This window comes from Kordia algicida OT-1 (genome assembly GCF_000154725.1).
GTDB classification, from domain to species: Bacteria; Bacteroidota; Bacteroidia; order Flavobacteriales; family Flavobacteriaceae; genus Kordia; species Kordia algicida.
The window spans coordinates 1,622,592-1,635,555 of record NZ_DS544873.1 but is presented as its reverse complement, the minus strand read 5'-3'; the positions used below and the strand labels follow the sequence as shown (position 1 = coordinate 1,635,555).

The window sequence follows — 12,964 nt, the reverse complement described above, 5'->3', positions numbered from 1 at the left end:
TCTCGATTATAAAGCAAAAAAGGGGAAAAACACCCTTAGAAAAAGTGTTTCAACGGTTTTATAACATCAAAAGTCTTCTTTTATTTATGGTGGATATTCAGGTATGTAAAATACTTGAAAATACGCTACTAAATTCATTTGAAAAGACATGACTACAGAACTTATTGACTATATAAAACAAGCCGTACGCTACAGGTTGGTAGAAGTTTCGGGAAGTGACGAACAAATTGACTTTCCTACGTTTGATTTTGCGAATGACGATTCAGAATTTTCAAAATTCATCATAGAAAATGACTTTCAAATCTTTGAAACGCTCATCTTATTACTTTCCATGTTGCCATACATTGCACCAGGTTTTCTAACCAACATACTTTCCGAATACTTTCCTGACGGAAGCGACTTTCCAGAATTTGGAGGCGTAAAAGGAACGCAATATCGCGGCATCATTCCTACGGGCGAAACTGCCATATTTATTGTAGTGGGAAACAATTACAGGGCGAGAAACTTTATCATTTCTATCTTCAATGAAGAACATCCTTTCTATAAAAATTCGATTCTTTCTTTAGGAAATGTGCCTGTGGGCGAACCGAAAATAAGCGGAACACTATTATTAGACATTGAATACGTAGAACTATTCGTGTACGGTTCGGTATCAAAACCAAAGCTCAGTCAAGGGTTTCCAGCAGAATTACTAGAAACACAAATGGAATGGGACGATTTAGTCTTAAATGACAAAACGCTCAACGAAGTCAATAATGTCCTAGTTTGGATGGAACATAACGAAACATTGCTAAACGATTTCAACATGAAAGACAAAATCAAGCCAGGATATAAAGTCATGTTTTTTGGTGCGCCAGGAGTTGGAAAAACGCTTACAGCAAGCTTGATGGGAAAACATACAGGAAAAGACGTATATCGAATCGATTTATCATTAGTCATCTCAAAATACATTGGAGAAACTGAGAAAAACTTATCCAATCTCTTTAACAAAGCCAAAAACAAAGACTGGATTCTGTTCTTTGACGAAGCCGATGCCATTTTCGGAAAACGTACAGGCGTGCGCGATGCACATGACAAATACGCCAATCAAGAAGTTTCGTTCTTACTACAACGCATAGAATCGCACTCAGGTTTGGTGATCTTAGCATCCAATTACAGAAGTAACATTGACAAAGCATTTACCAGAAGATTTCAATCGATTATAGACTTTGAAAGTCCAGGAATTCCAGAACGTTTACGACTTTGGCAAAAATACATCCCAGAAGCTTTTATAGCTGACGAACTGAATTTACAAACCATTTCAGAAGACTATGAAGTTACAGGAGCCAACATTGTAAACATTGTACAATATGCGTGTTTACAAGTCTTAGCCAACGGTGGAACAAAACTCACTGACGAACTTTTAATCAACGCAATTCAAAGAGAATTTATCAAAGAAGGCAGAATGGTGTAAAAATCATACATAACTTTGGGTAACAAATCGTTCCAAAAAGAACTATACAACAAACAACAAAAGTTCAATTATGGAAAAGTTAAGCAAAACCTTCAGCGTCAATCTAATTTTATTATTTCTTTGCAGTGCATTACTCATTATTGTATCATGTTCACAAGAAGAAATCTCAACAGAAGAAGATGTACAAAAAAGAACAGAAGCTGTACGTTATCCAGACAAATATCCAATAAAATACCCTGAACCTGTACGACCATTTATAGAATGTGTGGTAACACATGACAATCAAACAGGTGTTGTATATGATGAAGATGACATCAATCAAAATACCAATTCATTCTACGAACCTTCTCCAATAATAATCAAGGTAAAATTTAACTTTATTCGAAGAAGTGATGGAACAGGTGGTGCAGCAGAAGCAGACATGACAACAATCATCAACAACCTCAACAGTGTTTTTAACGTACATATTTCAGGAATCGTAAGCACATTAGTAGATGTAAAACGCATTCAATTTACCAATGCAGGAAATGATACTTTAAACTCAGATACGTATTTTGAAATTGATAATCCAACAGAATACAATGCATTATTGCAAAATACTGACTTATACGAAGCAAATATGCTAAACATATACTTAGTTGGCTCATTATACTTGGCTAACGGAAATGCTGGTGGTGCCGCAGGAATTATGGACAACAGAGCCACCATTATTACAGAAGATAATAGACACTTAGAAGCTTCAACCGTTTCGCATGAAGTCGGACATAGCTTAGGATTGTATCACACGCATAAAGAAGATTTTGGACTCGAATGCGCCGATTTTTCTAACGGATATACAACAGGAGATTTAGTCATTGATACGCCAGCAGACATCACGTTTTTACCTACAACAAACATAGAAAACTGCGTATATACGGTTGATCCAACTTTTGCAGATTTATGTGATAACACACCATACGATCCTAGTTTACAAAACATTATGTCGTACTACGGAAGCTGTAGAACAGGTTTTTCGGTAGTGCAACACATGAAAATGAACGCAAACGCAATCACACTAGGAATTACCTGTGAAGGTGGCGGAAATAGTTCGTCTTCATTCTAAAAAAAACATAACCAGTAATACTAGAAAAGCTTCAATCTGTAATGGATTGGAGTTTTTTTTATGTCAAAAAATGAAGCAGTATCGTAGCTAACCTAAGTTTTAGAGAAAAATACTGAAAAACACGTAATTACCTAAAATAAAAGGTATTGCGTGTTTTTTTTGTCATAGAAATTAGTAGAAAAAAGATAAATATCACATAAACAGGTGAGACAAAAATCACACATACATGTGTTTTATGGCGTGGAGTTGCGCAATAGTTTTGAAGTGTACAAAAATAATGGTCATTAGCAGGCGGAATCTGAAAAGCCTTAACAGAGTAAGAATAAAATTTTTTAAAACCAACAAAATTATGTCAACCCATTACAAAAGTGTTACAAAAGTTGAAAACAACGCCGTATATCAAGGATTTGATTTGCGTGCCGTAAAAAGATGCACACCAGAAATATTTGGTTTAAAAGCTTGTGCAGAATTAGTTGCAGAAGGTGACGGAGAAGTAACGATCAATTTAACTGCGGAAAGTCCGTTAGGAAACTTTACCAAAACCTTTTCTTTCAACGCAGATACTGATTTTGAGTTCAGTCCGATACCAAGAATTACAATTAAAGTTTCGGTAAGAAATTTTAAAGTTACTGATGCTGAAATATCCTTTAAACTGAGTTTAGAAGGATGTATCGATGTGCCTTTTCTTGGCGAAAAATGTGAAGAAACAAGCTTCAATATTTCCTTACCAATGCCATTAGCATTTGCGAGCAATAATGTAAAAGATTTGTCTTCTGGCGATATGGCTTTGCTATTATTAGCAGGAAACAATCACGCGTGTACATGTAAATAATAGTCGCAACAAAGGCGTATTCCGAAAAGCCTAAATAGAGTAGGAGCAAATCAATTAAATAAAAATAACATGTCAGAATTTAAACTAAATACCGCATTCACGGACGAACAATTAAGAAATATCTACATCGCAGGAGTGAATGTTGTGGTAGCAAAACCAACAAAAGATGGAAGTCCAAACGTAGCTTGGCAAGTATTCAAACCAATGCAATCAAACACATTAAGTTGGACAGAAGAATACGGAATTTACGCTTCAACGAGTGAAATTGTAAGTGGCGCAAAGCTAAGTCAATTATCAAATGTTCCTGTTGGTGCGATTCAAAACAAACAATATACTTTAGAATCGAATGCCACAATTACTGGTCCAGCAACTGGCGGAAAACCACATTCGTACGCATTGGAAAATCAATATGCTGAAAAGCCATATATGACTGTAGGATTGTATCAAGATGCTACTGTAAACGGCACAGAAATCGCAGGAAACGCTATTTCGGCAGTTCCTGTGTTACGAGCGCACAATGCTGTAATGACGCCTTATACAACGGTATATATTTGGTTAGAATCGAATACGATAAGCAATACCGTGGTAACAAATGTGACTTCTCAAATGACTGCTGTAAAATTTGGTGGCGGCATTGATACCATTTCATTAGCATACGATTCTAGTACAGGAAAATTCATTCCGAATGGAAGAAATGCAGATACTTCTTTGATTGAACATCATGAAGCAATCTTATAACTAGCAATTTCATACAGCGTAATTCATTAAAAAATTACGCTGTATTTTCTTAAAATAAAAGAAGATTCTGAAGATATACTTATGACAGAAAATTTGATTAAATTCATAGTATACTAATTCCAAACCAACCCATATTATGAAAACTGAAAAAAATCCAATCAAATCTGTACAAATGGTTGTTGCCAGAGAAGATAAAGAAACTACCAATCAATTACATGTCGAACTCACTGTTGAAACAACATTTGATATTGATTTTAAAGAGGTTTCTTCTGAAGATATCAACAATCTGGAAGCATTCAACAAAGACAAAACTGCTGTTTTAAATGTATTAAAATTGAGTATATATCTCATTCCAAAAACAAAAGTGTCTTCTGAAACGATATTTAAAAATAAACATAAATTCGAAATCATAAAAGATCCAAAAAAAGGAATTGATTTTAAATTTGACAACGATGAAAACTCAGTATTTGTGGTAGAAGTGAAGGTAAAAGATGCAAGACCAGATGGCACCAAACGCAAGGTGATTACTTATGAAGATTCTGATCTTATCGATCAATCACATTCATAACCTACTTAAGAAATTACCCAATGAACTTACCATTTCAAGCACAGCGTTTTTTACTATTTTTTGCAATTCTTTTCACTGCCATACAATTGACACAATGTAAAAAAGTAGCATCTGCAGAAAATGATGAATTTCGCAATCTTGTAGACAGTTTAAACACAGAAGCATTTTCAAATATAATTGACAAACAATGGGAAACATCTTTTTTGGTCGCTAAAAAATCAGATTCAATCGCAACTATTCATAATTACAAAAAAGGAATTGCCAAAAGTCTCAGAATTCAAGCCTATTACTGGAATCACAAAGTAAAATTAGACAGTGCTTTTCGAGTGTTACAACAAGCGGAACGACTTGAAATTGCAACTAAAAACTACGTGGGTTTGCGTGCAGTATACAACACAAAAGCCTTGCTATACAAACGAAATGAGTTGTATGATGAAGCGTTGGAAGTATATCAAAAAGCCTTGTCAATTCAAGATAGTAGTATTACAAACAAACAACGGAGTACAACACATGCCAACTTGGGAAATGTATATGTAAAAAAAGGCGTGTATGATGTTGCAGTATATCATTTGCAACAATCATTACTATTAAATAAAGATGATACGACGAGCCGACAAACGATTAAAACCTATACAAATTTGGGAAATGTGTACAGTTTATCTTCAGATTATAATTTAGCAGAATTCTACTATAAAAAGGCTTTAAAACATTATAAAAACAAAGAAAACGAAACAGAAATTGCAAAACTATACAACAATCTTGGCGCGTTATTTTATGAAAAAAATGAAGATGCACTTTCGTTAGAATATTTTAAAAAAAGCATTCAACTCAAAGAAAAAACACAAGATTCTTCTGCTTTGGTAGAAGGTTACTTAAATATTGCGGAATTGTATTCAGATCGAAATCATTCGGTTGCATTTGAATATTTAGACAAAGCTGAAAACCATTTACAAACTACAGAAAAAGCTTCTTATTTGGCAAAAATCCATCTTTCAAAAGCAGCGATGTATCAAACGAAAGGTCAAATTGCAAAAGCCAAAAACGAACTAAAAAAAGCAATATTGCTATCAAAAAATCAAGAAAAACTCACTTTTGAGCGTTATTTGGTCAAAAAACAGGCAGAAATTGCTTTTCAGGAAAGAAATTTTAAAAATGCGTACAACTACAGAATCGCCTACGAAAAGTTGAACGATTCCGTATTTAACGAAGAAAAACTTTGGGAAATTGCAGCATTGCAAAAATCAGCACAAGCAAAAATGAAAAAAATAGAAGTCGCTTCTTTAGAAAAAGACCGCGCTTTGGCAGAAGAAATTGCGTTGCGAAAACAAAAAGAAAACGAACAACTCTATGCGTATTTAATTGTCTTCGGACTCACTCTTTGCTTAGTTTCTGTCATTGCTTTTTACTTTTACAAACTAAAAAAAACAACGAGTCAGCTTGCCAAACAACAAGAATTATTATTGCAAGAACGCATTCAAAATCTAGTAAACAATCAGGAACTCGAAATCATCAATGCGACACTCACAGCACGATCTAAAGAAAAAGAAGCAATTTCAAAAGAATTACATAACAATATTGGGAGTTTGCTCACTTCCGTGAAATTTCACTTTCAGGCATTTGATGAAAACGTCTTAAAAGCGCACAACGGCACTAAAAAATTGTATGACAAAACCATGCAAATCATCAATACGATTACGATGGAAATTAGAAGTATATCACATCGTTTTGACCAAGACCCGATTCCAGAATTCAATCTAAAAAATGCGATTGCGAACTTTTCAGAAAAAGTACAAAACGAACGATTAAAAGTACACACGGCAATTCACGGTTTGGAAAACTTCCAAAACTCTCAAATCAGTATTTTTATCTTTAGAATCTTACAGGAATTGGTTAACAATACCTTAAAACATGCAGTAGCTACTAACTTAACCATTTACATTACCAAAAATACAGATCACATAAATATCATGGTAGAAGACGACGGAAAAGGCTTTGATATGCAACAACATTTTAACGGAATTGGATTAAAAAACCTTCGCAAACAAGTACAAATCATAGAAGGAAACTACCATATCGATTCAAACAAAAAACGCGGAACTACCGTAACCATTGACATACCAATATGATTTGAAATTCTTTAAAACAGCCAACCAATGAAAAAAATACAACTGCTCATTTGCGACGATCATAACTTAGTTTCGGAAGGCATTGCAGTCATGTTAGAAAGCGAAAACAACTATAATATTCACATCGTTACTTCGGGAAAACAAGCGATTCAGCATTTACACAATCACGAAGTACATGTGTTCATTCTCGATATTTCCATGCCAGAAATGGACGGATTGGTGGTGTTAGATACGCTAAAAGAAGAAAAACTATCACAAAACGTGTTAATGCTCACCATGCACGATCAGGCAAAATATATCAAAAAAGCCATTGAAAAAGGTGCAAAAGGATATGTCTTAAAAAGTACGAGCAAAACCATGCTTGTAGAAGCCATTCAGAAAGTTTATAACGGCGAAAACTTCTACGACCCAAGATTGACAGAAATCTTATTAAATACTTCGGAAGAATCCAAAAACAAGCAAGCAACACACGTAAAACTCACGCCAAGGGAAATAGATATCTTAAAACTCATCGCACAAAACAAAAAAACCAAAGAAATCGCCGAACTTCTTTTCATCTCAGTAAATACGGTACAATCGCATAAAAAAAACCTATACAGCAAGCTAAACATTCATTCTGTTTCGGAATTGGTGACGTATGCTATTCAACATAAATTTATAGAACTATAAAACCATTCCAAAAGAATAATCTCCTCAAAAACAAACCATAAACAAAGATTACTTACTTTTGTGCAAAACCGTAATTATGAAAAAAATACTACTCGCACTAATAAGCTGTTTCTGTTACCTTTCAGCAAATGCACAAGTGGCTTATGAACAAAATGTTGTTATTGACGATTCTTATGGGACTTCCAATCCGCAATCCATACACGCAGCAGATATTGATAACGATGGCTTCAAAGATATACTCGTAGCAAGTTATGGCGAAATCATATGGAGACGCAGTACAGATGGACAAGGAAATTTTGAAACTGAAAGACGTTTAATAGACGATTTTGTTGACGCATACACGGTAAGAACAGGTGATTTTGACAATGATGGCGATCTAGATGTTGTCTTCTTTATGAGAGGCAACGGAAGTACTGCCAATGTAATGTATAGTGAAAATCTAGACGGAGCAGGAAACTTCGCAGAAGCAGTCGCTCTAGCAACGACAAACTCTTTTTTTGGTTTGCGACTACAGGTAATAGACATGAATAACGATGGCGACTTAGATATCATCTATGGAAGCACACAAAATATATCATGGATAGACAACACTGATGGACAAGCAAATTTTACAGACAATTACTTACTTGCAAACAATGATGGTTTTATTGCGGTTGATGTAGATGGCGACAATTTGGTAGACATCATCAGAGACAACGGATATGACTTAAATGCCTACAAATTCAACGCAGATGGTACATTAGGCTTCTTCGAAACCATGAATACATTTGCATTATATCAAGATTATCAAGCTGCCGATATAGACAATGATGGCGATAATGATATTCTTACGCTATACATCAACGGAAGCAGCAAACGTGTTCATTGGTTTGAAAATACGGATGGAATGGGAACGTTTGCAAACAGACAAACACTAATTACCTTACCAACTTCTTCTTCAGGATCAGCAAACTCTACTAAAGGAATTCGATTGGTAGATGTAGACAACAATGGGCATTTAGATGTCATTGTGTATGATGCTAACCAAGATGGAACCACTTTATATAAAAATTCAGGATCACTAAGCTTTAGCAATGAAATCGTCATAAACACTGATGTGCCGAGTATTTCAGATGTATTTGTTACAGACTTGAATAATGACAATACGCCAGATCTATTAGTAACTGATTTTAATTTCAGCGAATACTTTTGGTACAGCAACACTGATGGACTCGGAAACTACAGTACAAGAAATCCAATATCTTCCACAGCATTATCTGCCAATCATGTTGATTATGCAGATATTGATGGTGATGGCGATTTAGACCTAGTTTCTTCTTCTCATGGAGATAACAAAGTGGCATGGTATGAAAATACAGATGGTCAAGGTAATTTTTCAAACCTTCAAAACATAATATCCAACACCAATGAAAAGCCTAGAAATGTCTTTGCCGTTGATATGGATGGTGATACTGATAACGATGTTTTATTCTACTCGTATCTCGATTCCACTACAGACGAATACCAACTCATTTGGATAGAAAACGATGGAAGCGGAAACTTTACTCAACAACATATTTTTGAAACAACCATGGATGACATTATTAAAATTGCGTATGCAGATGTAGATGATGATGGCGATATGGATGTTATAAGTGGAGAAGAAAACAGTACATTAGTCCTCTACAAAAACAATGGCGATGGTACATTTGCGCCAAGAATCGTATTCTCTCAGCCAGGCACAAGTTACATTCTAAGTCTACAAGTTGCTGATGTTGATGGCGATGATGATATCGATATTTTAGCGTCTTACAACAACAATGAAATCATCTGGCATGAAAATACGGATGGACTTGGCGATCTTACCACAAAGCACGTTATCGTTGAAAGCATGCATTATCCTGCGGCGATATTTGCAGCAGATATTGATGGAGATACCGATGTAGACGTTCTCTATGCAAATCGTTTTTATGATGAAGTTGGATATTTTATCAATACGGACGGACAAGGTACATTTGATGCACCAGTAATTACCTCAGAAATTCCTCAAAATCCATCAATAATATATAGTTTAGATGTAGATGAAGATGGCGACATGGACATGATTACAAATTCTGAAGAAGGACAAAAATTCGTATGGTTTCCCAATGATGGAAATGCCAACTTTGGCGATCCTGTAGAAATAACAAGCTTCATAGGAAATATCAGTCGTATCACAGTAGCAGATCTAGATGAAGATGGTAAAGTTGATCTCATCACGTCAATATTCACGAATGAAATACTATGGTTCAAAAATCTCGGAGCGTTTACCAATACCATTTCTGGAATCGTTCGCCTAGATGCAAATGCAGATGGTTGCGACAATACTGATGCGCCAATTCCTTCCTTGCTCATTACAACCGATAACGGAGAAAACTCATTCTCAACCTTCACAAAAGCTGATGGAACATTTATGTTACAAGCAAACAAAGAAATCTACACCACACAAATAACGTCATCATTACCAAACTATTACACAAGTTCGCCGCTAAGTTATACAAATGACTTTACAGGATTGAGCAACACAAATCAAGTGGCAGATTTCTGTATCGAAGCAAATCAAACCATAAACGACCTATCAATAGTCGTATATCCTTCCATTGATGATCCGCGTCCAGGGTTTGACACTGACTATCAAATTGTCTATAAAAATGAAGGAACTGTGCCACTAAGCGGAAACATCTCGTTTACATTCGACGATAGCAAAGTACAATTCCTATCCGCAAGTGAAACAGTCGCAACACAAACAAGCAACTCGCTAACATTTAATTACTCAGGATTAAATCCTTTTGAGACAAGAACCATCAATCTTGAATTCAATGTATTTGCGCCACCAACCACAAACATTGACGACATCTTACTTACTTCGGCGACTATAAATCCTGTTGCTGGTGATGAAACAGAAGAAAACAACAGTTTTCAATTAGAACAAACGGTAATTGGTTCGTACGATCCAAACGACATTCGCGTACTAGAAGGAGAAGAAATTTTCATTGAAGATGCAGACAAATACTTACACTACATCATACGTTTTCAAAACACAGGAACAGCAAGTGCGATCAATGTAAATGTCGAAAACATGTTGGATGATAAATTTGATTGGTCAACCATACAAATAGAAAGTCTAAGTCATGATGGTCGTGTAGAAATCACGAACGGGAATCAAGTAAATTTCATATTTGATAACATCAATTTGCCCGACAGTACTTCCGATGAACCCAACTCACACGGATATATAGCGTACAGAATAAAACCGAAAAGCAATGTTGTAATTGGAGACATCTTTTTAAGTACGGCAGATATCTTTTTTGATTTCAATCCGCCAATTACAACAAATACGGCAAGCACAGAAATTGTGGCGCCACTTTCGGTGGAAGAATTTAATAACAATCAACTTACGGTCTATCCAAATCCGACAAAAAACATCGTAACTATCAATGCAACGCAACAACTAGAACGTGTCACGATATTTGACATCAACGGAAAACTATTAAAAACGGTTGTAGCGAAAAATGGACAATTGCAAATGGAAATTCCGCTAAAACAATTTTCCAAAGGAATCTATTTTCTGAAAATTCAAACCAATTTGGGAACACAAACTCAGAAGATCATCAAGCAATAAACAAATTCTTTTCAAAAACTCAAAAACCGTCATTCAAAGCAAAATGACGGTTTTTTTATACTCAAAATTAACGCTTATACAAAATATTTAACGCTTACGAATTCATTCTAGGAATCTTACAAATAAAAAGATAGCTTTAAAAAAAAAGAAATCTAAAAATGCTCAAAAAAGTATACGGAAGCGCTGTTTTTGGTATCGAAGCTACTACGATCACTGTTGAAGTAAATATTGCGAAAGGAATTGGCTATCACTTGGTCGGTTTGCCCGATAATGCCATTCGCGAAAGCAACTACAGGATTGCTTCGGCTTTACAAAACAATGGTTACAAAATTCCAGGGAAGAAAATTACGATCAACATGGCACCTGCCGATTTACGGAAAGAAGGCAGCGCATACGATTTAACCTTAGCATTAGGAATACTAGCGGCGTCCAATCAAATTCAATCTGAAAACTTAGAAAAATACTTGATTATGGGCGAATTATCGCTCGATGGAAGTTTACAACCCATCAACGGCGTATTGCCAATCGCTATCAAAGCACGCGAAGAAGGTTTCAAAGGATTCATTCTGCCTGAACAAAACGCTAAAGAAGCCGCAGTTGTCAATAACTTAGAAGTCTACGGAGTCAAAAATATTCGGCAAGTCATCAATTTCTTTGATGCCGACGAACCTTTGGAGCAAACTATCATTGATACACGTGCAGAGTTTTTACAAAATCTCGCCTTTCCAGAATTCGATTTCTCGGATGTAAAAGGTCAAGAAAGCATCAAACGTTGTATGGAGATTGCGGCGGCTGGCGGACACAATATTATTCTCATCGGACCACCAGGTTCAGGAAAAACCATGCTTGCCAAAAGGTTGCCATCAATATTACCACCGTTGACGCTTCATGAAGCCTTAGAAACGACAAAAATTCATTCGGTAGTTGGAAACATCAAACACAAATCGGGTTTAATTGCCGAACGTCCGTTTAGAAATCCGCATCACACCATTTCAGATGTCGCTTTAGTGGGCGGCGGAAGCTATCCGCAACCCGGCGAGATCTCGTTGGCGCATAATGGCGTATTATTTTTAGATGAATTGCCAGAATTCAAACGTAGCGTTTTGGAAGTCATGCGACAACCGTTGGAAGATCGAGAAGTCACGATTTCCAGAGCACGTTTTACGATTACCTATCCGAGTAGTTTTATGCTGGTAGCGAGCATGAATCCAAGTCCAAGCGGATTTTTCAATGATCCGAATTCGCCCATGGCTTCCTCGCCTGTAGAAATGCAACGCTATATGGGAAAAATTTCGGGACCTTTACTAGATCGAATTGACATTCACATTGAAGTCACACCAGTTCCTTTTGAAAAACTTTCCGAAGAACGCAAAGGCGAGACAAGTAGTGCAATCCGTGAACGCGTGATAAAAGCCAGAGAAGTACAAACGGAACGTTTCAAAAGTTCTGAAATTTTACACTACAATGCACAAATGAATACGAAGCAAATTCGAAAATATTGCAAATTGGATGCTGAAGCGTTACATCTTCTCAAAAACGCCATGGAACGTCTCAATCTTTCCGCAAGAGCGTACGACAGAATCTTAAAAGTAGCACGCACCATTGCCGATTTAGAAGCGCAAAAAGACATCTTGCCCAACCATATTGGAGAAGCCATTCAATACCGAAGTTTGGACAGAGAAGGTTGGTTGGGATAAATCTATAACTTGGGCGTAACCTCTGAAAAAGAGGTCGGGCTTTCGCGAGTCGCTCACACTACTTTGAAAATAACAAGATCACTGAGTGAAGTCGAAGTGAGGAGCTCCAACAATCGCTCAATCCCTTACGCAATTCAGG

The 12,964-nt window shown here is 36.1% G+C and carries 9 protein-coding genes; all 9 read left to right on the top strand.

The window, feature by feature from the left end:
• The first annotated feature begins 148 nt into the window (after positions 1-148).
• The 9 genes from KAOT1_RS06875 (at position 149) to KAOT1_RS06835 (ending at position 12,825) form a co-directional block, all read left to right on the top strand.
• Positions 149-1,453 carry an ATP-binding protein gene (locus tag KAOT1_RS06875; RefSeq protein ID WP_007094030.1) on the top strand — a complete coding sequence of 435 codons (1,305 nt, stop codon included), beginning with the start codon at positions 149-151 and terminating at the stop codon, positions 1,451-1,453.
• A 70-nt stretch (positions 1,454-1,523) separates the two neighbouring features.
• Entirely contained in the window at positions 1,524-2,555 is a 1,032-nt protein-coding gene (locus KAOT1_RS06870) for a zinc-dependent metalloprotease family protein (RefSeq protein WP_007094029.1), read from the top strand.
• Between the two features lie 349 nt (positions 2,556-2,904).
• The gene (locus KAOT1_RS06865) at positions 2,905-3,387 is read left to right on the top strand and encodes a hypothetical protein (protein ID WP_007094028.1); all 483 of its coding nucleotides are present in this window, start codon (positions 2,905-2,907) and stop codon (positions 3,385-3,387) included.
• A gap of 69 nt (positions 3,388-3,456) precedes the next feature.
• Entirely contained in the window at positions 3,457-4,125 is a 669-nt protein-coding gene (locus KAOT1_RS06860) for a hypothetical protein (protein ID WP_007094027.1), read from the top strand.
• A gap of 136 nt (positions 4,126-4,261) precedes the next feature.
• Complete coding sequence (locus KAOT1_RS06855; RefSeq protein ID WP_007094026.1) at positions 4,262-4,693, top strand: hypothetical protein; 432 nt, start codon at positions 4,262-4,264, stop codon at positions 4,691-4,693.
• A gap of 20 nt (positions 4,694-4,713) precedes the next feature.
• Positions 4,714-6,819 carry a tetratricopeptide repeat-containing sensor histidine kinase gene (locus KAOT1_RS06850; RefSeq protein WP_007094025.1) on the top strand — a complete coding sequence of 702 codons (2,106 nt, stop codon included), beginning with the start codon at positions 4,714-4,716 and terminating at the stop codon, positions 6,817-6,819.
• A 27-nt stretch (positions 6,820-6,846) separates the two neighbouring features.
• Positions 6,847-7,488, top strand: a complete 642-nt coding sequence (locus KAOT1_RS06845) for a response regulator (RefSeq protein ID WP_007094024.1) — start codon at positions 6,847-6,849, stop codon at positions 7,486-7,488.
• A gap of 76 nt (positions 7,489-7,564) precedes the next feature.
• Positions 7,565-11,128 (top strand): T9SS type A sorting domain-containing protein, encoded by a 3,564-nt coding sequence (locus tag KAOT1_RS06840; RefSeq protein WP_007094023.1) that lies wholly within the window; start codon positions 7,565-7,567, stop codon positions 11,126-11,128.
• Positions 11,129-11,286: 158 nt separating this feature from the next.
• Entirely contained in the window at positions 11,287-12,825 is a 1,539-nt protein-coding gene (locus KAOT1_RS06835; protein ID WP_007094022.1) for a YifB family Mg chelatase-like AAA ATPase, read from the top strand.
• Positions 12,826-12,964 lie beyond the last annotated feature (139 nt).

Coding starts and splice junctions, on each gene's coding strand:
- KAOT1_RS06860 (WP_007094027.1), top strand. CDS start 3,457: ATGTCAGAATTTAAACTAAATACCGCATTCACGGACGAACAATTAAGA.
- KAOT1_RS06855 (WP_007094026.1), top strand. CDS start 4,262: ATGAAAACTGAAAAAAATCCAATCAAATCTGTACAAATGGTTGTTGCC.
- KAOT1_RS06840 (WP_007094023.1), top strand. CDS start 7,565: ATGAAAAAAATACTACTCGCACTAATAAGCTGTTTCTGTTACCTTTCA.
- KAOT1_RS06865 (WP_007094028.1), top strand. CDS start 2,905: ATGTCAACCCATTACAAAAGTGTTACAAAAGTTGAAAACAACGCCGTA.
- KAOT1_RS06850 (WP_007094025.1), top strand. CDS start 4,714: ATGAACTTACCATTTCAAGCACAGCGTTTTTTACTATTTTTTGCAATT.
- KAOT1_RS06845 (WP_007094024.1), top strand. CDS start 6,847: ATGAAAAAAATACAACTGCTCATTTGCGACGATCATAACTTAGTTTCG.
- KAOT1_RS06875 (WP_007094030.1), top strand. CDS start 149: ATGACTACAGAACTTATTGACTATATAAAACAAGCCGTACGCTACAGG.
- KAOT1_RS06835 (WP_007094022.1), top strand. CDS start 11,287: ATGCTCAAAAAAGTATACGGAAGCGCTGTTTTTGGTATCGAAGCTACT.
- KAOT1_RS06870 (WP_007094029.1), top strand. CDS start 1,524: ATGGAAAAGTTAAGCAAAACCTTCAGCGTCAATCTAATTTTATTATTT.